The following is a 25,568-nucleotide window of genomic DNA, read 5'->3' as shown; positions in this document are numbered from 1 at the left end:
GCCTTAGTCGGTGAAGGTGTACTCGCCGAGCTCGCACAGATCGAGGGCCAGGTCCTCGACCACGTCGCCGTCCTGGAACACCCCGCGGATGTCGTAGATGCAGGTGCTCAGCCCATCGGCGATGACCACGGTGACCTCGTAGTTGCTGGCCAGGATGCTGCCCTCCAGCAGGTTCTCCTCCCAATGCTCGGAACTGGCCGCCGAGACATAGAAGCCCGTCAGGGCGCTGCTGGAATTGTTGACGAGCAGAAACTCAAGGTCTTCCGCCACCACCGGGGTGGCAAACGCACAGATCAGAACGGCCGCGACGGCCAGATACTTGCGCATGGGCATTCCCTCTGAACGACACCGCCTGATGCGGGCCTCTCCGGCGCGACGGTATGCGAAGTTCGGGCAGCGCGGTAGCGGATTTCGCAGCCCGGATCGCGCGCTTCAGGCGTGGGATCGCGATATGACAGGGTGCCTTCGAATCTGCTGTACTACGGACCTCCCAGCCTCACCGAGCGGAGCGTGTCATGCAGAAACCCAGCCCTCCGCCCGCCGGCTCTCAGCCCGAGCGCCAGGTCACCCAGGAGACGCTGAACCGGCTGCTATCGCTGGTGATCCCGCACCTGACGCCGGGCGAACCGATCCTGGTCTACGTGCTGGCCCAGTGGCGGCGGTTCGGGCATCTGGTGATCGAGCCACAGATGCTCGCCACCCTCTACGGCGACACGTACCGCCGGATCGTGATCGTCACCGGCGATCTCGACATGCCAGGCTCCAACCGGGCGCTGACCGAATGCCTGGACGACCGCTTCGTGGTGGTGGAGACCGATTTCCGCGACGTGCTGTCGCTCGGCACCACCGATGGCGGGCTGATCGACATGAAGCACCTGCATTGGCTCGCCATGTCGGCGCGTACGCTGATCGTGGAATGCTGGCGTGCCATGTCGACGGGCACCGAGCCGTTTCTCTACACCCTGCCCGACAACCTGCGGGAGCGCGGCGAGGCCCGACTGGCCGAACGCGGGATCGATCCGGCCGCCCCCCTCGCCCTGTTTCATACCCGCACCATGGCCTATCTGCCGGAGGAGGTGCATCACGGCCACCGAACCGCCGCCATCGGCAGCTATGACGGCTCGATACGCCGGATCCTCAACGCGGGCTATCAGGTCGTGCGGATCGGCGAGCCCGGGCTGGAGATCTGGGACACCGCGCCCGAGGGCTATCTGAGCCTTCCCGACGCCTTTCCGGACGAGCGCTGGATCGATCTCTATGTCTGTGCCGCCTGCCGGTTCATGACGGCGCAGAATTCCGGGCCGATCTGGGTGGCGGCGGCCTTCGGCAACACCTCGCTGCGCACCAACACGCCGTTCGAGCACCTGAACCTGCCGTACAACGAGGACCTGTCCCTGTTCAAACGCTACCGGCGGATCGGCGAGGACCGGTTCCTCACCTACCGCGAGATCCTCGATGCCCGGCTGCCCGGCACCTTCCGGGACGTGGAGTTCGAGGCGATGGGCATCGAACTGGTGGAGAACACGCCCGAGGAGATCGACGCCGCCACGGCCGAGTTTCTCGACAAGCTCAACGGCAAGTGGGCGCCGGACATGGCGAAGCACGCGCGGTTCCGCGCCCTGGGGGCGGCCTACGAGGCGGCGATCAAGCAGGAACCCCGCTTCGTCGACGAGACCCTGGATTTCTACGGCTACGGCCACCCGTTCGGCTGGGTGGCACGCGGCACGCTGGAACTGCCGGAGTTCTTGGGGTGACGGGCGAGGCTCAGCCGGCAGGGAAACGCTAAGACGACCCCGTGCCCACCTTGGCCAGGTAGGCGGAGCGGCTGAGGCGGTACATCGCCGCGTTCCGGTCGATCGACGCGAGCGCCGAGCGCCGGATCGTCAGGTTGATCCGGATCGTCTCGTCCCGGCCGTCAGGCGCGCGCACCGGAACCGGCATGCCGTCGGAGAAGTCCGGATCGGCCATGACCGTCCCGATGGATGATGCCCACGTAGTAGACCATCGTCGTCACCTCAACTTGAGGCCTGACTGCCTCTCGATACTCCGAATCGTGCCGACCGGCAGATCGCGCTTCGGATGCGGGACGGTCACAAGGCCGGGCTTCGTCGGATGTTTGCAGTGGTGACGGCTACCGCTCACGCGGACCTGCCGCCGTCCATCCGCTCCGACTGGGCCGCGCCGTGGGCGCCCCAAGCGAGGATTACGCCCGCTTCAGCCGGTCCTCGACGAGTTGCGCCCAGAAGCTCGCGCCGTGGGGCAGGGCTTCGTCGTTGAAGTCGTAATCCGGGTGGTGCACGCCGGCGGTGTCGCCGTTTCCGGCCCAGATATACGCGCCGGGCCGCTGGTTCAGCATGTAGGAGAAGTCCTCCGCCCCCATCATCGGGGTCGGCGCGCGGTCCACCCGGTCGGCCCCGGCCACCCGGTCGGCGATCCCGGCGGCGACCTCCGCCTGCTCCGGGTCGTTGATCGTCGCCGGATAGCCCCGGATATAGTTCAGCTCGGCCGTGGCGCCGAAGGTGGCGCAGACCCCGTCCATGATCTTCGTGATCCGCTCCGGCAGGCTGTTTTGGACATCGGGATCGAACACCCGGCAGGTCCCGCGCAGCACCATGTCGTCCGGCACCACGTTGAAGGCATGGCCGGCGTGGAACTGGGTCACCGACAGCACCAGCGCCTTCTGCGGGTCCAGGTTGCGTGAGGTGATCGACTGCAGCGCCATCACCATGTGGGCGCCGACCAGCACCGGGTCGACGCCGTGATGCGGCATCGCACCGTGCGAGCCACGGCCCTTGATCGTGATCTCGAAATTGTCGCGCGCCGCCATCATCGGCCCTTCGGACACGGCGAAGCTGCCGACCGGGATGCCGGGGATGTTGTGCATGCCGAACACGGTCTCGCAGGGGAAGCGGTCGAACAGGCCCTCCTGGACCATCTTGTCGCCGCCGCCCTTGCCCTCTTCGGCCGGCTGGAAGATGAAGTGGACGGTGCCGTCGAAGTTCTTCGTCTCCGCCAGATACTTCGCCGCGCCCAGCAGCATGGTGGTGTGGCCGTCATGGCCGCAGGCATGCATCACGCCGGCATTGACCGAGCGGTGCGGGCGGTCGTCCTCGCCGCGCTCCAGGATCGGCAGGGCGTCCATGTCGGCACGCAGGCCGATGGTGCGCCCGGAGCAGCCGGATTTCAGCACCCCGACCAGGCCGGTGCCGGCGATGCCACGATGCACCTCGATGCCGAAGGACTCGAGCTTGGCGGCGACCACGTCGCTGGTGCGGTGCTCCTCGAAGCCGAGTTCCGGGTGGGTGTGGAGGTCGTGCCGCCACGCGGTCATCTCGTCGTGGAATTCGGCGATGCGGTTGACGATGGGCATGGGTTTTCCTCCGCTCAGGCCTTGGCGAGCCGCTGTTCGACCAGGGTCGACCAGTAGCTGGCGCCGTGGGTGAGCGCCTCGTCGTTGAAATCGTATTCCGGATGATGGACCGAAGCGCCCGGCCCGTTGCCCATCAGGATGTAGGAGCCGGGTACCGCCACCATCATGGCGGCGAAGTCCTCCGAGCCCATCAGCGGGGTCATCTCGTCGCGGACCCGGCCGTCGCCGGCCACCGCGCGGGCGGCGCCGAGCGCGTGCTGGGTGGCGTCCTCGGCATTCACCGTCACCGGGAAGATCGCCTTGTAGTCGACCGTGGCCGACGCGCCGTGGGCGGCGCAGATGCCGTCGACCACCCGGCGGAACCGCTCCTCCAGAGTGCCGTGGATCTCCATGTTCAGGGTCCGGCAGGTGCCCCGCAGAACGACCGTGTCCGGGATCACGTTGAACGCCTCGCCGGCGTGGAACTCGGTCACCGAGACCACCAGGGCGTCCTGGGCGCTGACCGTGCGGCTGACGAGGGTCTGCAGGGCGATGATCAGGTTGGAGCCGACCACCACCGGATCGACGCCCTGTTGCGGCATCGCGGCATGGGAGCCGCGGCCCTGGATGGTGATCTCGAACGTGTCGCCGGCCGCCATGATCGGGCCGGTGCGGATCGCGAACTCGCCGATCGGGATGTTCGGCATGTTGTGCATGCCGTAGACCCGCTCGCAGGGAAACCGCTCGAACAGGCCGTCGTCGAGCATCTCGAAGGCGCCGCCGAGGCCTTCCTCGGCCGGCTGGAAGATGAAGTGCACGGTGCCGTCGAAGTTCTTCGTCTCCGCCAGATACTTCGCCGCGCCCAGCAGCATGGTGGTGTGGCCGTCATGGCCGCAGGCGTGCATCACGCCGTCGGTGCCCGACGCGTAGTCCTTGCCGGTGCGCTCGGTGATCGGCAGGGCGTCCATGTCGGCGCGCAGGCCGATGCGCCGGTCGCCGTTCCCGGCCCTGAGCACGCCCACCACGCCGGTCCTGCCGATTCCCTTGTGCACCTCGATGCCCCATTCGGCCAGCTTCGCGGCGACGATCTCGCTGGTCCTCTGTTCCTGGAAGCCGAGTTCGGGATTGGCGTGGAAGTCGCGGCGCCACTCGGTCATCTCGCCATGGAAATCCGCGATGCGGTTGATGATCGCCATTTCTGGAGGGTGCTCCGGTTGATCGGGAAAGGGTTCGCGAGTATCGAGCCCCATCCACGAGCATGCAAGAGAGGTCGCCCCGATGGCTGCCCCCCCGGATCTTACGGCCGACGTGCCGGTCATCGAGACCGAGCGTCTGCGTCTGCGCGCCTTCACCCCCGAGGACAAGCCGGCCTATGCCGCCCTGCGCGCCGACCCGGACGTGGTGCGATACCTGGTCGGCGGCGAGGCCCTGATTCCTTTCGCCGAGCAGATCGCCGAAAGCCGGATCGCCGCCTTCCGAGAGGCATGGGCCTCCGGTTTCGGAGTCTGGGCGGTGGAGGAAAGGGACAGCGGCCGCTTCCTCGGCCAGTCCGGCCTCGCCCAGCTGGACCGGTCGTCGGAGGTGGAGGTGCTCTACGCCTTCGCCCAGCACGCCTGGGGCAAGGGCTATGCCCGCGAGGCCGCCCGCGCGGCCCTGGCCTATGCCTTCGAGACCGCCGGTCTTACCCGGGTCGTGGCCTTCGTCGTGCCGCAGAACACCGCCTCCGCCCGGGTGCTGGAGGCGGTGGGCCTCACCGCCCTGGGCGAAACCACCTACAACGACTTTCCCGTGCTGGGCTACGCCATCACCGCCGAAGAATGGGCGGCGCGGCCGGGCTGAGCGTCCGCCGACGGAGTCACCCGAGCAGATGTTTCATCTGATCGCGATTTGTCTCTAGTGGGTCAGCGCGAACTTGTCGGCATGGCCGAGCACGCCGGTGACCAGGATCTCCACCCCGATGGCGATCAGGAGCAGACCGAAGAGCCGCTCGATGACCAGGATGCCGCTCTTGCCCAGGAACCGGACCAGCAATCCGGCCCCCACCAGGATCAGCCAACTCAGGCCTAGCACAATGGCCAGGATGGCAATGACGCTGATCTCGTGACTGAGATCCATGGTCTCATGGCCTTCGAGCAGCATCTTGGTGATCGCGCCGGCGCCGCCGAACATCGGAATACCCATCGGCGATATGCCGACCCGCACCGCCGAGCCGCCGGAATCCGTCTCGATGTCCTCCGTACTCGGAACGTGCTTGTCCGACATCATCGACAGGCCGGTCAGGGCGATGATCAGGCCACCGGCGATCTGAAAGGACGGCAGGGAGGTGCCCATGGTCTTCATGATCGCCTCGCCGAAGAAATACGCCAGGCTCAGCACGACAAAGGCCGTCAGACAGGCGACGGTGGCGCAGAGAACCCGGCCACGCGACGTCATGCCAGTGGTAAGCGAGATGAAGATCGGCGCACCGACAATAGGCGCGATGAGGGCAAAGAGACTTACGCCGAACTGGATGTGCGACGGCCAATCAAATGCATTCATAGGAAAACGATCCCTTTTCAGGCACTACACGAGAGTTTCATCCATACAGCCTGGAAGGCCTTCGCCTTTTCCGCAACCTCGCTGGCCGTATCGCCGGGTTTGTACAGCGCCGATCCCAGACCGAATCCGGTGGCGCCGGCCTGCAGATAGCCTTCCATCGACTCCGGCGTGATGCCACCGACCGGCAGCACGGGGACCTGCTTCGGCAGCACCGCGCGCATCGCCTTCAGCACCGGCGGCGGCGCCGCCTCGGCGGGGAACAGTTTCAGAGCATCGGCACCCGCCCGCAACATGGCGAAGGCCTCGCCCGGCGTGGCGAAACCCGGCACCGCCACCGCGCCGAGGCTCTTCGCCCGTTCGACCACGGCGGCATCGGCATGGGGCATGACGATCAGCCGGCCGCCGGCTGCGAGGACATCGTCGACGCTGTCCGGCTCGATCACGGTGCCGGCCCCCACCAGCAGCCGATCCCCGACCGCCGCGGCCAGACGGGCGATGCTGTCGAGCGGCCGCGGCGAGTTCAGCGGCACCTCGACGATAGCGAAACCCTGCTCCTCAAGCGCCAGTGCCACATCGAGCACCTCGTCGGGCGTCACACCGCGCAGGATCGCCACCAGAGGGCAGCGCGCGAGATAGGATTCGAAACCGGTCATCGGCCGGCCTCGCGGGCGAGACTGTCGGCGATCAGGAACAGCCCGCAGGCCGCGGCATGTGCCGCCACCGCCTCCCCCCGATGGCCGAGCGTCTCCAGGGCCCCGCGATACAGGCGGACCAGCTCCTCCTCGCCCACCAGATAGACGGTGCCGGTCGGTTCTGCCGCCCGGATCTCGTGGCCGATGACGAGGCCGGACAGGAAGGCGCCCGCCGCTTCCGGCGCCAGATCCCCGAACAGGCCGGCGGCGCGCACCCCGAACAGGTGATGCAGCAGCCCGCCGGCGGCTCCCGACCGGGCCACGCCCCTCCGAAACGCCGCGTCGTCCCAGGCCGCGTGCTCGATGCCACGTCCCAGAATGCTGTGCCGGCGCAGCACATCGAAGACCTCGCCGGTCATGTGGGTCGAGAACGACGTCACCCGCCGGTTCTCCACGACGGCCCATTTCGAATGGGTGCCGGGCAGGCAGACCGTGGCGGAGGTGGCGCCGAGCAGGTCGACGGCGCCGAGAATCTGTACCTCCTCGCCGCGCATCACGTCCGGGGCCCCATCCCCGGTGCGCACGGACAGACCCGGCGCCAGATGGATGACCCGGCCGCGTGCCAGGGTCAGCGGGACGAGCGCGCCGGAGATGTCGTCGACCGCCGCCGGACAGGCCAGATACGGCGTCTCCAGCCACCCCTGCCGGCTGCCGATCATCCCCGACAGCACCACCGGGACGGCCGGGACGGCGTCCAGCCAGTCGCCGATCAGTTCCTCGAACGCGTCCTCGAACTCCCCGGCATCGATCGCCAGGATTCCGGCCTGGGCCCGACGCCCTTCCAGCATCTCGCCCTCGGCACCGAAGCGGAAGGCGCGGAAGCTCGTCGTCCCCCAATCGACGCCGATGGCGACGGTTCCGGCGGTCATCATGCGTCCTTCGCGAACGGCTTCAGGCAGGCCCGGCGCCAGGCGAGATCCCGCGCCTCGTACCAGGCGGCCATGTCGGCGGGCAGTTCCGGCATCGCGCTGGGGTCGGCAAGCTCGATCCAAAGCAGGTAGCCATAGACCACCGCATCGGCAAATCCCGGCTCGCGGCCGGAGAAGAACGGCGAGCGTTCGAGCTTGGCGGCGACCCGTCCAACCGAGAAGGCCAGGTCCAGCTCCGACGCCGACCGGTGGGCCACCAACTCGGCGAAGGTCATGCCGTAACGCTCTTCCCGGCTGCGCCGATAGTAGTCCCGATCCTCCGGACACAGCCGCTCGATGAACCACGGGGCGATCACCCGCCCGGCCCGCGCGCCGAGCTCGCGCTCGATCGCCGCCAGATCGAAATACCGGTCCTCGTCGCGATAGACCGGCCGTCCGGACTGCACCGCGTCAAGATAGCGCACGATGGCCTCGGAATTCGTGAGGCGGGAGGCCCCGTCGACCATGGCGGGGCATGTCCGAGCCCCGGTCTCCACCTCCAGCCTGTCCACATCGGCGAACCGCATCGGCACCCGCGCGCAGTCCATGCCCTTGAGCGCCAGCGCGATCCGGACCCGATAGCCGATCGGACTGGGACACAGGCTGTTCGCGCCGAGGCGCTCGTACAGCTTCATGGATCGGCCCCCACCCGTACCAGCGCCTTGCCCGTGTTCTGACCGGTGAGCAGGCGGATCAACGCGTCGGCCGCGTTGTCGAGGCCGATGGTCACGTCCTCACGGTACTTGAGATGCCCGTCGCGATACCAGCCGGCGAGCCGCCCGACGATCTCGTTGAAGCGGTCGTAGTGGTCGAGGATGAGAAACCCCTCCATCCGCGCCCGCTTGACCAGCAGCTGCCGGTTCGGCCGCGGGCCCATGGGCAGGGGGAAGGAGGGCATGCCGATGGTGCCGCAGATGGCAATCCGCGCGCCGACATTGATGCGGTCCAGCACCGCGTCGAACTGATCGGCACCGACGCTGTCGAAGAAGCAGTCGATCCCGTCCGGCGCCGCCGCGTCCAGGCCGGGGCCGATATCGTCGGCCGCCTTGTAGTCGACCGCCGCATCGAAGCCGAATTCCTCCAGGCAGGCGCGGACCTTGTCGGGGCCGCCGGTGACGCCGACCGCCCGCGCGCCCATAACCTTGGCGATCTGGCCGACCACCGAGCCGACCGACCCGGCCGCCGTGGTCACCACCACCGTGTCGCCTTCCTTGACCCGGCAGACATCGACCAGCCCGACATAGGCCGTCGCCCCGTTCATGCCCAGCACGTGCAGGGCGGTGGAGATCGGCGCCAGGGACGGGTCGACCACCCGGTCGATGTCGCTGCCGTCGGACACGGCGAAGCGGCGCCAGCCCTGGCGGCCCTGCACGATGGTTCCGACCGGATAGCCCGGGTGCCGGGAGTCGACCACCTCGCCCACGGTGAAGCCGGTCATCGGCGCGCCGATCGGCACCGGTTCGCTGTAGTTCGGGGCATCGGCGATCCAGCCGCGCATGGCCGGCTCCAGCGACAGCCAGATCACCCGGATCAGCATCTGCCCATCGGCGATCCGCGGCATGTCCGTCTCGACGGGCTCGAACAGATCGGCGCGTACCGATGGGTCCGGCCGGCCGCGCAGCACCACATGCTGATTCTCGTCACTCAACGCCGTTCCCCCCAGCTTGACACTCTCCGGACCGCTTGCGACGCTCGCGCTCCACAATTCGATCGCTGCCGGCTCGCAGGCCGAAGCCCTCGATTCAACCACATCGTGAACTCACGGGAAACACCAGGGGGAAACCACCATGAAGCTGCTGCGCTACGGCCCGAGCGGCCAGGAAAAGCCGGGCGTGCTCGATGCCGCCGGCGGCATCCGCGATCTGTCCGGGATCGTTGACGATCTGTCCTCGGCCACCCTCGCGGCGGGCGCCCTCGACAAGCTCAAGGGCACCGATATCGAGAGCCTGCCGACCGTCTCCGGCAACCCGCGCATCGGCGCCTGCGTCGGCGCGCCGGGCAAGGTCGTCTGCATCGGCCTCAACTATTCCGACCATGCCGCCGAAACCGGCGCCGAACCGCCGAAGGAGCCGATCGTCTTCATGAAGGCGACCAGCGCCGTGCAGGGCCCGAACGACACGGTCCGCATGCCGCGCAACTCCAAGAAGTCCGACTGGGAAGTCGAACTCGGCGTGATCATCGGCAAGCACGCCAAGTACGTCAGCGAGGCGGATGCCCTGTCCCACGTCGCCGGCTACTGCGTCGCCAACGACGTGTCCGAGCGCGAGTTCCAGGCGGAGCGCGGCGGCCAGTGGACCAAGGGCAAGTCCTGCGACACCTTCGGCCCGATCGGCCCGTGGCTGGTCACCGCCGACGAGGTCGCCGACCCGCAGGATCTGGACATGTTCCTCGACGTGAACGGCAAGCGGTTCCAGACCGGCAACACCAAGACCATGATCTTCTCGGTGGCGCACATCATCCACTACTGCAGCCAGATGTTCTCGCTGATGCCGGGCGACGTGATCATGACCGGTACCCCGCCGGGCGTCGGCCTGGGCGTGAAGCCGAACCCGGTATTCCTGAAGGACGGCGACGAGATGTATCTGGGCATCGCCGGCCTCGGCGAGCAGCGCCAGAAAGTGGTGGCGGACTGACCATGCCGAACCTCGACCTCACGGTCGACGCCGTGCTGCCCCGGGACCGCGATGCCGCGGTCCTGGTCGGCCGCGTCTGGCGTCCCGATGTCGCCCATGGCGCGGGGGGACCGGCGCTGGTCGTCCTGCGCGGTGACAACGTCATCGACATCACCGCCACGGTTCCGACCTGCTCGGAGCTGATGAACAGTACCAACCCGCTGTCCATCGCCAAGACGACCGCCGGCGAGAAGGTCGGCACGGTCGGCGAGATCCTGGCCAACACGCCGGTCGACGGCCGCGACGCGGGCAAGCCCTGGTTCCTGAGCCCGATCGACCTGCAGGCGGTGAAGGCCTGCGGCGTCACCTTCGCCGAGAGCATGATCGAGCGGGTGATCGAGGAGAAGGCCAAGGGCGACGCCTCGGCCGCCGACACCATCCGCCAGGAGATCGCCGACAGTATCGGTAGCGATCTGTCCAAGATCACCCCGGGCTCAGACGAGGCCGAGGCGCTGAAGGCCGCGCTGATCGAGCGGGGCATGTGGTCCCAGTATCTCGAAGTCGGCATCGGCCCCTATGCCGAGGTCTTCACCAAGGCTCCGCCGATGTCCTCGGTCGGGGTCGGGGCCGATGTCGGCCTGCACCCGATCTCCACCTGGAACAACCCGGAGCCGGAGATCACCCTGGTGGTCAGCGCGGCCGGCACCATCGTCGGCGCCATGCTCGGCAACGACGTGAACCTGCGCGACGTCGAGGGCCGCAGCGCCCTGCTGCTCGGCAAGGCCAAAGACAATAACGGCTCGGCCGCGGTCGGCCCGTTCGTGCGGCTGTTCGACGATGCCTTCACCCTGGACGACGTCCGCGCCGCCGAGTTGGACCTGCGGGTCGAGGGGGAGGACCAGTTCGTCCTGAACGGCCATTCCTCCATGCGCAAGATCAGCCGCGACGTGGCCGACCTGGTGTCCCAGACCATCGGGGCGACCCACCAGTATCCCGACGGGGTGGTGCTGATGACCGGCACGCTGTTCGCCCCGACCCAGGACCGGGGCGCAAAGGGCCAGGGCTTCACCCATGCCGACGGCGACATCGTGACGATCTCCACGCCCAGGCTCGGCGCCCTGGTCAATCGCGTGGGGCGGTCGGACAAGATCGCGCCCTGGACCTTCGGGGCCGGCGCGCTGATGCGCAACCTCGCCAAGCGCGGACTGATCTGAGGAGGGCGTCCATGGTCAGCTACGACTTCACCGGCCAGAGCGCCATCGTCACCGGCGGTGCGCGGGGTATCGGCCTCGCCGTCGCCAAGCGGCTATCCGATGCCGGCGCCTCGGTCAGCCTGTGGGACGCCGACGCCGCCAAGCTGGCGGAGGTGGCCGGGTTCTTTCCCGAGGACCGGATCCACACCGCCACCATCGACGTCACCGACGATGCCGCCATCGACCGGGCGGCGGCGGAGGTCGAGCGCGAGTTCGGGCGGATCGACGTCCTGGTCGCCTCGGCCGGGATCACCGGGCCGAACACGTCCACCTGGGAGTATCCGGTCAGCGACTGGCGTCGGGTGATCGACATCAACCTGACCGGCGTCTTCCTGTGCGACCGGGCGGTAGTACCCTACATGCGGGCGAAGGACAGGGGGCGGATCATCAACATCGCCTCCATCGCCGGCAAGGAGGGCAATCCCAACGCCCCGGCCTATTCCGCGTCGAAGGCCGGCGTGATCGGCCTGACCAAGTCGCTGGGCAAGGAGCTGGCAGCCACGCCGATCACGGTGAACTGCATCACCCCGGCCGCGGTGAAGACCGACATCTTCGACCAGATGACCCCGGAATTCATCGAGTTCATGCTGTCGAAGATCCCCATGGGTCGCTTCGGTCTGGTCGAGGAGATCGCCAATCTGGTCGCCTGGCTGGCCAGCGAGGATGCGTCCTTCTCCACCGGCGCCGTGTTCGACTGCTCCGGTGGGCGCGCCACCTACTGACGACGCGGAGCGGCGATGCGCGAGACGATGTATGCCGACCTCGCCGGACGGACCGTGTTCGTCACCGGCGGGGCCTCGGGCATCGGCTCGGCCATCGTCACCCGGTTCTGCGCCCAGGGCGCCAATGTCGGCTTCATCGACATCGCCGAGCGCGAGGCCCAGGGTCTGATCGAGACGATCCGGGCCCAGGGTAACCCGCCGCCCGTCTTCGTCGAGGGCGACGTGCGCGACCTGGACGAGCTGAAGAAGGCGATCTCGCGGGTCCGCCGCAAGTTCGGGATGATCAGCGTCCTGGTCAACAACGCCGCCAAGGACGACCGCCACACCCTGGAGCACGTGACCCCGGACTACTGGGACGACCGGTTCAGCCTGCTGGTCCGGCCGATGTTCTTCGCCGCCCAGGCGGTGGCCGCCGACATGCGCTCGCGGGCCGGGGGATCGATCGTCAATCTGGGGGCGGCCGACCGGCCGCTGAACAGCAGCCGCAGCGCCTACGACGCGGCCAAGGGCGCCGTGCATGGGCTGACCAAGTCGCTCGCCCACGAGCTCGGCCGCGATGCGATCCGGGTGAACACCGTCTCGCCCGGCTGGGTGCTGACCGACCGCCAGCGCGAGCTGTGGCTGACCGAGAACGCGGCGGCGGAGCTGAAGACCCGCCAGTCGATGCGCCGGGACATCACCGCCATCGACGTCGCCAACGTGGTGGTGTTCCTCGCCTCCCTGGACGCAGAGATGATCACCGGCCAGGAGATCGTGGTCGACGGCGGGTACCGGTAGGGGACCCGCTCTTCCACTCCCCGGAATGCGGGGAAAGAGGTTCCCCCCTTCCTCCCGATCGTCCTCCCGGCCTTGCGCCGGGATCGAGCGTGGTGCTCGCTGGAGCGGTTCAGATCGATGTCCGGCGCTCCAGCAGGCCGACGGCTGGGTCCCGGCGCGAGGCCGGGAAGACGGGGGAGAGGCGGGGTGGCGCTTATCCTCACACTCCCCGGACTTGTTCCGGACAAGACTCGGGTCGCCGGACCGTCACCGGTCGGGCTCCGTCACGCGGACCCCTTGCCCCGGAACAAGTTCGGGGAGTGTGTTAACGGTGGGAGCCCTACTCCGCCGGCTGCGTGAGCGGCTTGCGGCGCCCGAAGCCCAGGGTCCAGTCGACCTCGTTGCCGATATCCGGTGCCGACGGGACCAGCCGCGCCAGGACCAGGCTCACGCCCGCCATCGCCGCCCCCACCAGGAACACCGCCGCCGGCGAGACCAGCCAGAGCAGACCGAAGGTCACCGGGATGAACACCGCGGCGATGTGGTTGATGGTGAACGACACCCCGGCGGTCGGCGCGATCTCCGCCGGATCGGCGATCTTCTGGAAATAGGTCTTCATGGCGATCGCGATGGCGAAGAACGCATGGTCGATCACGTACAGCGCCCCGGCCAGCCAGACATTGGTGACGAAGGCATAGGTCGTGAACACGCCGATCAGGCCGACATATTCGAAGGTCAGGGCGCGGCGCTCGCCGAAACGCACGATCAGCTGACCGATCTTCGGGGCGAGCGTCATGTTGATCGCACCGTTGATGAAGAACAGCGCCGCCACCTCGTGCACCTCATAGCCGAAGCGCTCGACCATCAGGAAGCCGGCGAACACCGTGAATATCTGCCGCCGCGCCCCGCCCATGAAGGTCAGCGCGTAGTACAGCCAGTAGCGCTTACGCAGGATCAGCTTCTTGTGCTGCGGCACGCCTTCGCGGAACGACGGGTAGGCGACGAACAGGAAAGCCAGAACCACCAGGGTCAGACAGCCGGCGATCAGGAACACCGTGGTGAAGGACAGGTTGAAGCTGTCCCAGCCGATAAAGATCAGCCCATAGGCCACCAGCTGGGCGAAGGCGCCGACCGCGATGATCTTGCCCATGCTGGCCGCCGCCGTCGCCTTGGGCAGCCACTGCAGCGACAGGGACTGGGCCGCGGTCTCGTAGTAGTGGAAGCCGACCGACATCACGAAGGTGGTCAGGTAGAAGCCCCAGATCGTCGGGAAATACCCGGTCGCCGCGACACCGATGCCGAGGCATAGCAGCGACAGGTAGGCCAGCGTCTGCTCGCGCATGAACAGCAGGAAATACACCGCCAGGAACGACAGGAACCCCGGGATCTCGCGGATCGACTGCTGGATGCCGATCTCCCTGCCGGTGAAGTCGAGCTCGTGGACCGCGAAGTTGTTCATCAGGTTCCACCAGGCCGCGAAGGACAGCTGCATGGCGGCGGCCATGATCATCAGCATCACGGCGGGCGAGCGCCATCCGGTGGCGGCCTTGGGGTCGGCGGTGGAGGACAGGTAAGACATCGCGGCACTCGGAACGGGTAAGGAAGGCGGTGGATTTCCTACTACTCCCGGGCGGGCCGTACGTGTTAGCGGTATATCGTCAATGAATGTGGACGACTCGCCAAATGATCCATCCCTCGGTCTATGCTTCCGCCGCCGCCCAGGACGACCACGCCGCCCCGGTCATCGCCTATGCGGCCGAAGCGGAAAAGCACACCCGGGGCGAGCCCCACAGCCACGCCCGCCACCAGCTGTTCCATCTGGTCTCCGGATCGGTGACGGTGGAGACGGCGCTGGGCAGCTTCGTGGTGCCGCCGGAGCGCGCCCTGTGGATGCCGTCGGGCATGGTCCACGCCACGACCTATCTGCAGCCCAGTTCCCTGCGCTTCCTTTACTTCCGTCCGGAGGCGGTGCGCGACGCGCCGGCCACGCCCTCGGTGATCCGCATCTCGCCGCTGCTGCGCGAGCTGATCCTGGCCTATATGGCCTTTCCGCGGGATCCGGTGGTGGCCGACGGTCCCGCCGGCCGCATCGCCGCCGTCATCATCGACCAGATCGCCACCGAGCCGGTCTCGCCGCTGCACCTGCCGATGCCCACCTCCGAGCGGCTGCGCCGGGCGGTGGCCGATCTCGCCGCCGATCCGGCCAGCGCGATCAGCCTGCAGGACGTGGCCCGGCGCGCCGCCCTCTCCCAGCGCTCCTTCGAGCGGCACTTCCGGGCGGAGACAGGGCTCAGCTACCGGGCGTGGCTGCGCCAGGCGCGGCTGATGAAGGCGGTGGAGTGGCTGTCCTTCGGCGAGGCGGTCGGCGACATCGCCCACCGGCTCGGCTACGAGGGGGCGAGCGCCTTCGTCGCCAGCTTCCGCAAGGCCTTCGGCGTGACCCCGGGCCGCTACTTCGCCGATGCCGCGTGATCACCGCGCCGGCATCTGGCATGGGCCGGCCCGCATGCTATAACCACAACCGGGAGGCGACCGGGTCCGAGCCGGTCAAAACCAGGGGACGGGAAGCGCGATGAGCCAGGAAGCCGCGGTGCTGTTCGCCAACGAGGCGTTCTATCTGGCCTTTTCCATGCGCGACCTGAAGAGCATGGAGGAGCTCTGGTCGCGCGACGCGCCGATCGCCTGCGTGCATCCCGGGTGGCGGCCGCTGATGGGCCGCGAGGAGGTGATGGAGAGCTGGGTAACGATCCTCGGCAATCCCGGTTCGCCCACCGTCGAGTTTCGCAGCGCCCGGGCCTTCCTCTACGGCGACGTCGCCTGCGTGCTCGGCTACGAGGTGCTGCAGGAGGGCGTGCTCGCCGCCACCAATACCTTCGTGAAGGAAGGTGTGGGCTGGAAGCTGGTGCATCACCATGCCTCGCCGGTCGCCGACAGCCCCGAGTTCCGCGAGACGCCGCCGTCGCGCGGCCCGCTGATGTAGCCGTCAGCTAAGGGCGGCCGCCAAAAGCAAAGAGGCGGACAGTTTCCCGTCCGCCTCCCTGATTTCACGATCGGCCGGATCGGCCGGACCGGAACCGCCTACTTGCGGATCTCGATCTTGACCCGGCGGTTCTTCGCTTCCTTCACGCCGTCCGGCGTGACGACCTTGTTGTTCTTCTCACCGAAGGCCTCGGTCATCATCGACGGGGCACCGGAACCGAGAAGGCTGCGCATCTCGTTGGCCACGGCATTCGCCCGGCGCTCCGACAGGGCCATGTTGTATTCCTCGGAACCCGAGCGGTCTGCATAGCCGGACACGGTGATCGAGGAGGCCCCCATCTCGTCGGAAGCGTCGGCGGCATCGATCAGCGTCGACAGGGTCTGCGGCGTGATCGTGCTGCTGTCGAAGTCGAAGTACACGGTGAAGTTCGCGAAGGTCACCGGCGGAGCGGCAGCGACCGGCTGCTCGCCGACGGCGGCTTCCATCGCTTCGATGGCGGCCATGAAACGGTCACGGCACCAGGCGATATCGGCCGGCTGGAAATTCTCTTCGGCTTCCTGCATCCAGCAGTCGAACATGGCCTGGCCGCGGGCCGAAGCCTCCGGCACCTTGGTGGCGGCGCCGGCGGCGAGCGCGTCGGTCAGCCGACGATGCGCCTCGGACAGCGCACCCTTGTGCTCGGCCGGGATGACCCGGGAGTCGAGCGCCTCGGGGTCCGTCGGCGTGCCGTTCGCGGCAGCGATGGCGGCGGACGCGAAAACGTCGGAGTCCTCGTAGTCGCCCTCGGCGAACTCCATCTCGGAGAGCGTGAGATACTCCTGGTACAGCGCCTTGCTGAAGGCGTCGCCAGTCGGGGTCAGGCCGCGCGCGTTGTCCAATTGGAAGCCCGCGCAGGCCGCCAGGCTCATCATCGCCGCAGCGGCGAAGAACGGCTTGGCTCCCCCCAGAATTTTATGAAGCATATCCATCTCCTTATCGTGTTCCGTCGCCTCGTCTCAAGGCACCGTCGGTAGGGACGCCCCGCCCCCGGACCGCTGTGCAGACGCGCTTGTGGAACCGAGCTTTGCGGTTCCAACTGCTGGCATTTCAACACGTTCTGAGTGGAACGCAAGGAAAACCGGGTCGCAGGCCGGGGCCCGGGCAAGAGTCACACCACTCGATCCGACAAACGCACATCAACGTCTATTGGGGTCGGCGCGCACCCTGCCCGGGTCTTATTTCGGTAACCTTCGGCGGTCAGGCGAAGCCCGTAGCCATGACGAACATGGACACGAAAATCGCCGCCGCGAAGGCAAAGCCGGCGATCGTCGGCCACAGCCCGAAGGCCTTGCTGTCGTCTTCAGTATCGGGAGCCATTTCACATTCTCCTTGTCGATGCCGCTCAGCTCAGCGCTTGCGGAAGCCATAGGGCGATCTCGGGGAACACCATCACCAGGATCAGACCGATGATCTGCAGACCGATGAACGGGATGACGGCGGCGAAGATCTCCTGAAGCTCGATATCCGGCGGGGCCACCGACTTCAGCCAGAAGCAGGCCGGTCCGAAGGGCGGCGACAGGAAGTAGATCTGCATGTTCATGACGAACAGCACACCGAACCACACCGCGGCCCATTCCGGATCGAGTCCCAGTTCCGGCGCCATGTCGACGACCACCGGGGCGAAGATCGGCACCGTGATGAACACGATCGCGATCCACTCCATGAAGGTGCCGAGCACCACCAGGATCGCCATCATCACCAGGATGATGCCGATGGCCGGCAGGTCCAGCCCGGAGAACAGGCTGCGCATGAACTCGCCGCCGCCGACCAGGTTGTAGATGCCGACGAAGCTTACCGCGCCGAGGATCAGCCAGATGATCGTGCCCACGGTGGCCATCGTCTGGGTCAGGGCCTCCTGCAGCATCGACCAGTTGAAGCGCATGCGCACCGCGGCGACCACGATCGAGCCGAACACGCCGACGCCGGCGGCCTCGGTCACGCTGGCGATGCCGCCGTAGATCGACCCCATGACGCAGGCGATGAGCAGGATACACAGGCCGACCGCGACCGAGCGGTTGGACGACAGCTTATGCTCGACGTCGTCGCGCGCCGCCACTTCGGACGCGGTCGGGGCGAGGCTCGGATTCAGATAGCAGCGGACCAGCACGAAGATGATGTAGAACGAGGCCAGCAGCAGGCCCGGCAGGGCGCCGGCCATGAACAGGTCGCCGATCGAGACCTGGGCCGACAGGCCGTAGACGATCATGATGATCGACGGCGGGATCAGCGTGGCGAGCGAGCCGCCGGCGCAGATCGTGCCGATCGACAGCTTGCGGTCGTAGCCCAGGCGCAGCATCTGCGGCAGGGCCACCAGGCCCAGCATGACGATCTCGCCGCCCATGATGCCGGACATGGCCGCCATGATGACGGCCACCACCACGGTCTGTACCGCCACGCCGCCGCGCAGGTTGCCGGCGAAGATCGACATGGCGTCGAACAGGTCCTCGGCGATGCCCGCCTTCTCCAGAATCGAGGCCATCAGCACGAACAGCGGCACCGCGATCAGCGGATAGGATTCCAGCAGACCGAAGGCGTTGGTCGAGACCAGATACAGACCCTTCGGTCCGAAGAAGAGCAACGCACAGACGATGGAGATGATCAGGGTCACCACGCCGAGCGGCATGCCGGTCATCATCAGCAGCAGCAGCGTGATGACGATGCCGATGCTGACGGTGCCGATGTCATAGGCGCGGATGTTGATGAGCTGACGCAGGTCGAGGCCCTCGGCGACCGAGGCCGCCGCGGAATCGGCCCATTCCGCCAGAATGAAGCCTTCCCAATAGTGACCGATCAGCAGAAGGACCAGCCGGCCGATCAGGATCGTGGAGACGACCACGATCGCCAGCCGCGCGGCCGGACTGCTCACATGACGGTAGAAGTTCGCCAGCAGCTGCAGCAGATAGATCGTCGCGCCGAGGAACAGCGCGGTCTTGAGCATCAGCGGCTCAGGCGAGTTGAAGGCGGTACCGGCGCGCTCGACATTGCTGATCGCATCCAGGGCGCGCCCCATCGAGTCGTTGGTCAACAGGAACAGCGCGATCACGCCGACGATCAGCGCGAACAGATCCAGCCGCCATTTCGCCCGGTCGCTGGCCATCAGATAGAAGACGGTGATGCCGATGTGCCGGTTCTTCAGCGTCACGTAGCCGGCCGAGAGCATCCAGGCGGTGGCGCAGAACACCATCACCATCTCGAACGCCCACTGGGTCGGCGCATGGAAGGCGTAGCGCGAGATCACTTCGTAGAGCGTGATCACCCCGCACAGGAAATACAGCTGCGCGACCGCAAGGCCGGTGAACTGGCTGAACTTATTGATGGCTGAATTCATCGAACCGCTTTCAGGGACACGCAGCACATGCGCATGAAAATATGCAGGCGAGCGCGCGCCGCCGCCTGAACGTGAAGCGATCCGGGAGCCGCGTGGACTCCCGGATCGTCAGCGTGTCTGATCAGTCGAGCAGACCGATCCGCTTCATGTAGGCCAGATGCGTATCCAGCGCCTCGCGGGCCAGCTCCGACTTCGCGGCCGCGTTCTCCCACGCCTCGACGGCGATCTCACGGAACTTCTGCCGGTCTTCCTTCGACCAGTCGATGATCGTGATGTCGCCCTTCGCCTTGTGCTCGGCGACCAGGTCGCGGTCCTGCAGGTCGGCCTGACGCAGCATGGTGATGTAGGCGGCGTTGTACCAGACCTCGAGGATGGTCTGCTGGGCTTCGCTCAGCCCGTCCCAGACGTCCTTGTTCACGATGAACTGCAGGACGGCCATGGAGTGGATACCCGGATAGATCGGGAACTTGGCGACCTTGTGCATACCCGAGGCTTCGTTGTTCACGAAGGCCGAGGCGTCGGCGGCGTCGACGATGCCCTTATCCAGCGAGGTGTAGACCTCGGAGAACGGGATCGACACCGGCGAGGCGCCGGCCAGGCGGAACACGTCGGCGGCCAGGCCTTCCGGCGACCGGATCTTGATGCCCTTGAGGTCCTCGACACCCTTGATCGGCACGGTCGAGACCAGTGCTTCCTTGGTGTACGGGCCGCAGCCGATCACGTGGATCGCATCCGGCCAGTGGGTGTCATAGATCTTCTGCAGCATCTCCTTGCCACCGCCCTCGTGGCAGAAGTCGCGGACCTGATGCGGCGTATCGTAGCCGGCGATCAGGTCGCCGATGATGCCGAAGGCCGGGTCGCGGCCGGCGAAGTAGGAAACGGCGTTCATGTCGCCGTCCAGGATGCCGTTGGCCACGGCGTCCACGGTCTCGCGGTGCGGCACGACGGCCTTGGTCGCCAGGACCTCGACCTCGATCTCGCCGCCGGTCATGATTCCGACCTTCTGCTGCCAGCCTTCGGTCATGAAGCGGTGCGCCCAGTCACCCGGGCTCGAACTCGCCTGGAACTTCAGGGTGCGGGCGTCGACGTCGCCTGCGGCGAACGCACTGACAGTAAGCGCCGCGAGCGCGGCGACCAGTGATTTCCGCATCGTTTCCTCCCTATGCGGTATGAGATTTCCCTGTGTTCAGGGCTTGGTAGTCTTCTGATTGAGGCGCGAGTGTCACAACCCGGCGCCCGGAATGTCAACAATGCAAGATGCAGGCATCCGCTGCACAGGCCTTTATTTTTTCTCTTGAGTGGCCGATCTCGGCTGGATCTGACGCACCGCGAATCCACCGCCCGGCGTCGGCACCAGCGCCTTGATCGCCTTGCCGCCGAAGGTCTGGTCGACCAGCTCGTTCAGCGCCGCGTCACCGCCGCCATAGGGGGCCACGAGGTCGATCAGCCAGGGGATGGATCCGCCGTCCCATTCGTTCGGGCGCAGGCGGTTCTGACCCTGCAGCAGGCGCTTCTCCACCTCTTCGGTCACCATCGCCCAGGAGGCATAGACCATCGGCGCGACGCCACGTTCGGTGCGGCGACGCCAGATCCGAACCTGCCGCTTGGTCAGCGGCGGCAGCACGAGCCATTCCAGGTCGGAGATGAAGATGTGGCGGTGCGCCGGCGACTGTCCCATCAGCGAGACGATCTGGCCGAGCAGCCGGGTCATATCGTCGCGCGGCGCGTCCGCCGCCGGCGCCGCCGCGGTCGCCGGAGCCTCACGCTCGGGCCCCGGTTCCGCGCCGGAACCGTCGGTGCCGAATACCGTTTGGTCGCTCATCGTCCCCCCTTTGAGCCTAATTGGAGCCGGGCCTCCCCGGCCCGGCCCGTTTCCCCCGGTCAGTGCGCGAAAATCACCGGCATCGTCGCGTCGGCGATGATGTCGCTGGTCGCCCCGCCGAAGATCATCTGACGCAGCCGGCTCTGGGTGTAGGCCCCCTTCACCAGAAGGTCCACGCCTTCCGCCTCGGCGACTTCGAGCACGTCCATGCCCGGGCCGCGCATCGAGCGCTTGCCGGTCGCCACCTTGGCGTCGACGCCGTGCAGCTTCAGGTAGTCGGCCAGCGCCGCCCCGTCCGGGCCGGGCACCGACCAGCCTTCGATCTCGATGACGATGGCCTTGTCCGCCGACTTGATCGCCGGCAGCGCCTGGCCGATCAGCCGCGCGGTCTCGGTGCTGCGGTTCCAGGCGATGGCGACCGTGCGGCCGCATTCGCGGGTCCAGCCGACCGGCACCAGGGTCACGGTGCGCCCGCCTTCGAACAGCGCGGTCTCGAACACCGCGCGCCAGTCGGTCTCCTCGCTCTTGCCGACGACGGTGGTGTCGAACAGCCGGGCCGCTTCGCCGATGCCGAACCGGGCCCGCAGCGGCTCATCGCTCAGGTCGACGAGAGCGCCGTCGGGACCGAGCGCGTCGATTCGCGCGCGCATCGCGGCCAGCGCCTCCTCGGCCTCGCGGGCCAGATCCGGTCCCTTGTCGGCGTAGTCGATGATGCCGACGCCCATGGGATCGACCAGCGGACTCTCGACCGGGCGCGGATAGAACGTGGCCCGCACGCGGCCGCTCGACCGCTTGGCGAACAAGACGGCGGCCTCCAGCGGGGCACGATCGACCCCGTCGCGGCCGAACGGCAGAAAAAAGGACTTCATCTGCATTCTCCCTCGGTGTGGCCGAGCTTGTCGCCGGCGGTCCCGATGTCATGATAGCCGAAACCTTCCCGTCAAGGCACCGGATTGGATCAATGGCCGATATTCGCATCGACAACGCCCTTGTCGTGACCATGGACGGCGACCGGCGCGTGTTGGAGGGTGCCAGCGTCGCAATTTCCGGCACCCGCATCGCCGCCATCGGCCCGCGCGCGGAAATCGCCCGCGACCATCCGGCAGAGACGGTGATCGACGCCAGCCGCAAGGCCTTGATGCCCGGATTCGTCGACGTGCACGCCCATGCCGGCCACGGATTGATCAAGACCCTGGGCCTCGCCGGCGACGGCGAGTGGGAACGCGCCTGCCACACCGCCTATACCGTGGCGTCCGATACCGCCTTCTGGGCCGCCGAGTCGGCGTTGTCCGCCGTGGAGCGGATCCGCTGCGGCACCACCACCGGGGTGTCCTATCTCGGCGGCGGCGACGACGTGATGCGCACCGACGAGACGATCTACGCCGACGCCCACTGCCGAGAGATCGAGCGGCTCGGCACCCGCTCGGTGGTCGCGGTCGGCATCAACCGGCCGCCCTTCCCCAAGACCTACGCCAATATCGAGGCAGGGTCGTATCGGGAGCGCGCCGTCTCCTTCGACACCCAGCTTTCGGTCTGCGAGGCGGTGGCGAAAGCCTGGGACGGGGCGGCCGGCGGGCGGGTGAAGATCGCCGTCAGCTTTCCGGTCCATCACCGCGGCTCCGAGCAGGACCCGATGCTCGACTCCGTGCGCGACCAGGCGGCCGCCACCCGCGACCTGACCCGGCGCCTGGGCCTGATCTTCACCCAGGACGGCCACCGCCAGGGCAGCATCCGCCTCGCCCACGAGGTGTTCGACCTGCTCGGTCCGGACGCGCTGATGAGCCACTCGGTCGATCTGGACGGCGAGGAGATCCGGCTGGTCGCCGAGACCGGCACGAAGATCGCCCACAACCCGTCGGCCAACCGTTCGATCACCGGCCGCTGCCCGGTGCCGGAGCTGATCGACGCCGGGGCGGTGGTCGGCCTCGGCTCCGACGGGACCGCGCCGGATCGCGGCTACGACATGTTCCGCCACATGTTCCAGGCGATGCACTACCACCGCCGCCACTTCCGCGATCCGGCCGTCCTGCCACCGGGCAAGATGCTGGAGATGGCGACCATCGACGGGGCGACGGCGCTGGGCATGCAGGATCAGATCGGCTCGGTGGAAGTGGGCAAGCAGGCGGACCTGATCCTGGTCGACCTGTTCAAGCCGCACATGGTGCCGATGACCATGCCGCTCTACCGCCTGGCGTGCTTCGCCAACGGCGCCGACGTGGACACCACCATCGTCGCCGGACGCATCCTCATGCGCGAGCGCCGGCTGGTCGGGATCGACGAGGCGGGGGTCCTGGAGGCGGCTGACCGGCAGGCGGCCCTGATGGTCGAGAGGGCCGGTCTGAAGGACCTGGAGCGACTGCCCGACCGGTTCTGGGGCGTGGCCCGGGGGTAGGCACCTCAAGAGTACTTGTGGCAAATGCCGATTCTGTTCGGGCAGCGGATAGTTAACGTTACCTTAGAACTCCGGCACTATGCTGGTTGGCGTTGCAGCATGGATTCTTCTCCCCTCGCCCAGCGAACACGCTATATGATGGCCGAGAGGGATATTCCGGAGACAATTGGGATGTTCGGGAAAGCAAAAGCGAAGCCGGGTTCAGCCGGTGGCAAGACGGCCGTCAGATCCGATGTGAAGCTCGGTTCCGCCATTTTCGGCGAGGAAGAGCTCGAGGTTCGCGAGCTGCATATCAAGGGCATCCGCATCCCGAACCCGGGCGAAGGCAACATCATCGCCGGCCAGAAGTTCCACTTCCTGCTCAAGCTGGGCGACGGTGAGTCCGCCCCGGTGATCAAGGTCGAGGCCCATGCGCTGGCGGCCTCGGACAAGGAAGTGATCGGCAAGTTCTCCGAGATGGGCGACGACGAGAAGCGGCTGATCGCCCTGCACATGAAGGCCCTGCGCCAGGCCGGCGCCATCGCCTGATTCTTCGGGCTCAGAAGTCCGTCTTCGTACCGCCTTCGGCGATCCGCCGGTCGACGAAAGCGTCCAGCGCCTCGCGGATCGCCGGGTCCATCGGCGGCTCCTCGTACTCCGCCAGCAGGCGTTTCACCAGGCCGTTGGCCCGGGTCAGGGCGTCGGGCGCCCCCGCCTCATCCCAGGTCTCGAAATTCCGCCAGTCCGACACCATCGGCGCGAAGAACGCCGTGCGGTAGCGCTCCTGGGTATGGGCGGTGCCGAAGAAATGCCCGCCCGGTCCGACCTCCCGCACCGCGTCCAGGGCCAGCGAGGCATCGTCCACCGTCAGCGGGTCGAGGAAGCCGGCGACCATGGCGATCATGTCGGCATCCATCACCATCTTCTCGAAGGAGGCGGTCAGCCCGCCCTCCATCCAGCCGCAGCCGTGCATCAGCAGGTTCACCCCGCCGGTGAAGGTGCCCCACAGCGAGAAGGCGCTCTCCCAGGCCGCCTGGGCGTCGGGCACGTTGGCCGCGTTCACGTTGGAGGACCGGTAGGGCAGGTCGTAGCGCCGGGCGAGCTGCCCGCCGGCGACCGCCGCCTGCATGTATTCAGGCGTGCCGAAGGCCGGCGCCCCAGACTTCATGTCGACATTGGAAGTGAAGCCGCCATAGACAACCGGCGCGCCCGGCCGCACGACCTGGGAGAAGGCGATCCCAGCCAGCGCCTCGGCGTTCTGCTGGGCCAGCGCCCCGGCGATCGTCACCGGCGCCATGGCTCCCGCCAGGGTGAACGGGGTGATGACGGTCACCTGCCCGGATTCCGCCAGCGCGATCACCCCTTCCAGCATCGGCGTGTCGTAGCGCAGCGGCGAACTGGCGTTGATCACCGAGAACAGGCTCGGCTCCCGCTCCAGGGTCGCCCGGTCCACCCCGCGGCTCAGCCGTACGATCTCGATCCCGTCCTCGATCCGGTCTCGGCCGAGCGAATAGGCGTGCGGGATGCGGTCGGTCAGGGTGACCATGTCCCGCAGCCCTTCCAGGTGCCGGACCGAGGCATGGATATCCACCGGCTCCACCGGATAGCCGCCCAGGGCATGCATCGCGTTGAGCGACTGCGCCAGCTTCAGGAGGTTGCGGTAGTCCTCCCGGTTGCCGACCCGGCGGCCCCCGTCGAGATCGCTGACATTCGGCGCGCTGGCGACCGAACAGATGACGATCTCGTCGCCGCCGAACCGCACCGAGCGCTCGGGCGTGCGGGAATGCACGTCGAAGGCCGACGGCGCCTTGGCCACCAGGTCCATGACCAGGGTGCGGTCGAACCGGACCCGCTCGCCCTGCACCGTCGCCCCGGCCGCCGCCAGCCGGTCGCGCGCATCCGGCAGCAGGAAATCGATCCCGATCTCCTCCAGGATCGTCAGCGAGGCCTCGTGGATCGACTCCAGCGCGTCGTCCGACAGGATCCGGGCTGGCGGTCCCCGGTGGCGGAGCCGCCGCCAGGCCGGCTGGTCCAGCTTCGCCGGGGCCGACCGTCGCCCGCCGCCGCGTCCCCTGCGCCCGCGCTCCACCTCCGGCTCCGCTGCCGCGCCTTCGCCTGTCGTCTCCGCCATGCGACCTCCACCGCCTATGGGCGAAACATTGCCCGCACCGATCGCTCCGGTCGAGGAGAAAGCGACG

General features: G+C 67.5%; 27 protein-coding genes. 10 read left to right on the top strand and 17 right to left on the bottom strand.

What is annotated here, in order from left to right:
* Positions 1-3: 3 nt before the first annotated feature.
* A complete protein-coding gene (locus tag G578_RS0106005) occupies positions 4-327 on the bottom strand; it encodes a hypothetical protein (RefSeq protein ID WP_038014425.1) in 324 nt (107 codons plus the stop codon).
* A 188-nt stretch (positions 328-515) separates the two neighbouring features.
* Here G578_RS0106005 and G578_RS0106000 point away from each other — a divergent pair, with 188 nt between their 5' ends.
* Positions 516-1,754, top strand: coding sequence for a TIGR04372 family glycosyltransferase (locus tag G578_RS0106000; protein WP_028793460.1), 1,239 nt, complete (start codon positions 516-518; stop codon positions 1,752-1,754).
* 28 nt (positions 1,755-1,782) lie between these two features.
* Here G578_RS0106000 and G578_RS25010 read toward each other — a convergent pair whose 3' ends face one another.
* The 4 genes from G578_RS25010 to G578_RS0105985 are packed head-to-tail and all read right to left on the bottom strand — an operon-like array spanning position 1,783 to position 4,545.
* Positions 1,783-1,980, bottom strand: a complete 198-nt coding sequence (locus G578_RS25010) for a type II toxin-antitoxin system HicB family antitoxin (protein ID WP_281169176.1) — start codon at positions 1,978-1,980, stop codon at positions 1,783-1,785.
* A gap of 30 nt (positions 1,981-2,010) precedes the next feature.
* Positions 2,011-2,196, bottom strand: coding sequence for a type II toxin-antitoxin system HicA family toxin (locus G578_RS28995; protein ID WP_084618717.1), 186 nt, complete (start codon positions 2,194-2,196; stop codon positions 2,011-2,013).
* 7 nt (positions 2,197-2,203) lie between these two features.
* Positions 2,204-3,370 (bottom strand): M20 aminoacylase family protein, encoded by a 1,167-nt coding sequence (locus tag G578_RS0105990; RefSeq protein WP_028793459.1) that lies wholly within the window; start codon positions 3,368-3,370, stop codon positions 2,204-2,206.
* A 14-nt stretch (positions 3,371-3,384) separates the two neighbouring features.
* A complete protein-coding gene (locus G578_RS0105985; RefSeq protein WP_028793458.1) occupies positions 3,385-4,545 on the bottom strand; it encodes a M20 aminoacylase family protein in 1,161 nt (386 codons plus the stop codon).
* An 82-nt stretch (positions 4,546-4,627) separates the two neighbouring features.
* Here G578_RS0105985 and G578_RS25005 point away from each other — a divergent pair, with 82 nt between their 5' ends.
* Positions 4,628-5,188, top strand: a complete 561-nt coding sequence (locus G578_RS25005; protein WP_051244119.1) for a GNAT family N-acetyltransferase — start codon at positions 4,628-4,630, stop codon at positions 5,186-5,188.
* 54 nt (positions 5,189-5,242) lie between these two features.
* On the opposite strand, the gene G578_RS0105975 is transcribed toward G578_RS25005, so the two are convergent.
* From G578_RS0105975 to G578_RS0105955, 5 genes are read right to left on the bottom strand one after another with little or no spacing between them, the layout of a single operon-like run.
* Positions 5,243-5,887, bottom strand: coding sequence for a MarC family protein (locus G578_RS0105975; RefSeq protein ID WP_084618716.1), 645 nt, complete (start codon positions 5,885-5,887; stop codon positions 5,243-5,245).
* Between the two features lie 17 nt (positions 5,888-5,904).
* Positions 5,905-6,540, bottom strand: a complete 636-nt coding sequence (locus tag G578_RS0105970; RefSeq protein WP_028793455.1) for a 2-dehydro-3-deoxy-6-phosphogalactonate aldolase — start codon at positions 6,538-6,540, stop codon at positions 5,905-5,907.
* Positions 6,537-7,448: a 2-dehydro-3-deoxygalactonokinase gene (locus G578_RS0105965; RefSeq protein ID WP_038014421.1), complete on the bottom strand. Its 912-nt coding sequence runs from the start codon at positions 7,446-7,448 to the stop codon at positions 6,537-6,539. The genes G578_RS0105970 and G578_RS0105965 overlap by 4 nt, the downstream gene beginning before the upstream one ends.
* Positions 7,448-8,122: a glutathione S-transferase family protein gene (locus tag G578_RS25000; RefSeq protein WP_038013710.1), complete on the bottom strand. Its 675-nt coding sequence runs from the start codon at positions 8,120-8,122 to the stop codon at positions 7,448-7,450. The genes G578_RS0105965 and G578_RS25000 overlap by 1 nt, the downstream gene beginning before the upstream one ends.
* Positions 8,119-9,135 carry an NADP-dependent oxidoreductase gene (locus tag G578_RS0105955; RefSeq protein ID WP_028793453.1) on the bottom strand — a complete coding sequence of 339 codons (1,017 nt, stop codon included), beginning with the start codon at positions 9,133-9,135 and terminating at the stop codon, positions 8,119-8,121. Before G578_RS0105955 ends, G578_RS25000 begins: the two co-directional genes overlap by 4 nt.
* A 139-nt stretch (positions 9,136-9,274) precedes the next feature.
* Here G578_RS0105955 and G578_RS0105950 point away from each other — a divergent pair, with 139 nt between their 5' ends.
* The 4 genes from G578_RS0105950 to G578_RS0105935 are packed head-to-tail and all read left to right on the top strand — an operon-like array spanning position 9,275 to position 12,851.
* A complete protein-coding gene (locus tag G578_RS0105950; RefSeq protein WP_028793452.1) occupies positions 9,275-10,120 on the top strand; it encodes a fumarylacetoacetate hydrolase family protein in 846 nt (281 codons plus the stop codon).
* 2 nt (positions 10,121-10,122) lie between these two features.
* Positions 10,123-11,313 carry a fumarylacetoacetate hydrolase family protein gene (locus G578_RS0105945; RefSeq protein ID WP_028793451.1) on the top strand — a complete coding sequence of 397 codons (1,191 nt, stop codon included), beginning with the start codon at positions 10,123-10,125 and terminating at the stop codon, positions 11,311-11,313.
* Positions 11,314-11,324: 11 nt separating this feature from the next.
* Positions 11,325-12,074, top strand: coding sequence for an SDR family NAD(P)-dependent oxidoreductase (locus G578_RS0105940; protein ID WP_028793450.1), 750 nt, complete (start codon positions 11,325-11,327; stop codon positions 12,072-12,074).
* A gap of 15 nt (positions 12,075-12,089) precedes the next feature.
* Positions 12,090-12,851 carry an SDR family NAD(P)-dependent oxidoreductase gene (locus tag G578_RS0105935; RefSeq protein ID WP_028793449.1) on the top strand — a complete coding sequence of 254 codons (762 nt, stop codon included), beginning with the start codon at positions 12,090-12,092 and terminating at the stop codon, positions 12,849-12,851.
* A gap of 319 nt (positions 12,852-13,170) precedes the next feature.
* Here the strand turns inward: G578_RS0105935 and G578_RS0105930 are convergent, their stop codons facing one another.
* Positions 13,171-14,409 carry an MFS transporter gene (locus tag G578_RS0105930; RefSeq protein ID WP_028793448.1) on the bottom strand — a complete coding sequence of 413 codons (1,239 nt, stop codon included), beginning with the start codon at positions 14,407-14,409 and terminating at the stop codon, positions 13,171-13,173.
* 104 nt (positions 14,410-14,513) lie between these two features.
* Between G578_RS0105930 and G578_RS24995 the strand changes: the two genes are divergently transcribed.
* The gene (locus tag G578_RS24995; protein ID WP_038013707.1) at positions 14,514-15,302 is read left to right on the top strand and encodes an AraC family transcriptional regulator; all 789 of its coding nucleotides are present in this window, start codon (positions 14,514-14,516) and stop codon (positions 15,300-15,302) included.
* A 100-nt stretch (positions 15,303-15,402) separates the two neighbouring features.
* Positions 15,403-15,810 (top strand): nuclear transport factor 2 family protein, encoded by a 408-nt coding sequence (locus tag G578_RS0105920; RefSeq protein WP_028793447.1) that lies wholly within the window; start codon positions 15,403-15,405, stop codon positions 15,808-15,810.
* A 98-nt stretch (positions 15,811-15,908) separates the two neighbouring features.
* Here G578_RS0105920 and G578_RS0105915 read toward each other — a convergent pair whose 3' ends face one another.
* The 5 genes from G578_RS0105915 to G578_RS0105890 all read right to left on the bottom strand — a co-directional run bounded on the left by G578_RS0105915 (position 15,909) and on the right by G578_RS0105890 (position 21,868).
* On the bottom strand, positions 15,909-16,772 hold the full coding sequence (locus G578_RS0105915) for an OmpA family protein (RefSeq protein WP_169400827.1): 864 nt from the start codon (positions 16,770-16,772) through the stop codon (positions 15,909-15,911).
* 419 nt (positions 16,773-17,191) lie between these two features.
* Positions 17,192-19,177 carry a TRAP transporter large permease subunit gene (locus tag G578_RS0105905; protein WP_084618715.1) on the bottom strand — a complete coding sequence of 662 codons (1,986 nt, stop codon included), beginning with the start codon at positions 19,175-19,177 and terminating at the stop codon, positions 17,192-17,194.
* A gap of 121 nt (positions 19,178-19,298) precedes the next feature.
* Positions 19,299-20,327, bottom strand: coding sequence for a TRAP transporter substrate-binding protein (locus tag G578_RS0105900; RefSeq protein WP_028793444.1), 1,029 nt, complete (start codon positions 20,325-20,327; stop codon positions 19,299-19,301).
* Between the two features lie 132 nt (positions 20,328-20,459).
* The gene (locus G578_RS24990; protein WP_028793443.1) at positions 20,460-20,999 is read right to left on the bottom strand and encodes a toxin-activating lysine-acyltransferase; all 540 of its coding nucleotides are present in this window, start codon (positions 20,997-20,999) and stop codon (positions 20,460-20,462) included.
* A 59-nt stretch (positions 21,000-21,058) separates the two neighbouring features.
* Entirely contained in the window at positions 21,059-21,868 is an 810-nt protein-coding gene (locus G578_RS0105890; protein WP_028793442.1) for a universal stress protein, read from the bottom strand.
* A 92-nt stretch (positions 21,869-21,960) separates the two neighbouring features.
* Between G578_RS0105890 and G578_RS0105885 the strand changes: the two genes are divergently transcribed.
* Positions 21,961-23,391: an amidohydrolase family protein gene (locus G578_RS0105885; RefSeq protein WP_038013702.1), complete on the top strand. Its 1,431-nt coding sequence runs from the start codon at positions 21,961-21,963 to the stop codon at positions 23,389-23,391.
* Between the two features lie 234 nt (positions 23,392-23,625).
* Complete coding sequence (locus G578_RS0105880; RefSeq protein WP_139189173.1) at positions 23,626-23,919, top strand: hypothetical protein; 294 nt, start codon at positions 23,626-23,628, stop codon at positions 23,917-23,919.
* Positions 23,920-23,929: 10 nt separating this feature from the next.
* On the opposite strand, the gene G578_RS0105875 is transcribed toward G578_RS0105880, so the two are convergent.
* The gene (locus tag G578_RS0105875; protein ID WP_028793439.1) at positions 23,930-25,501 is read right to left on the bottom strand and encodes a trimethylamine methyltransferase family protein; all 1,572 of its coding nucleotides are present in this window, start codon (positions 25,499-25,501) and stop codon (positions 23,930-23,932) included.
* Between the last annotated feature and the right edge of the window lie 67 nt (positions 25,502-25,568).

Origin of the sequence: Thalassobaculum salexigens DSM 19539, assembly GCF_000423805.1 — a bacterium.
In the GTDB taxonomy this organism is placed as follows: domain Bacteria; phylum Pseudomonadota; class Alphaproteobacteria; order Thalassobaculales; family Thalassobaculaceae; genus Thalassobaculum; species Thalassobaculum litoreum.
This window is presented reverse-complemented; position numbering and strand designations above follow the sequence as displayed.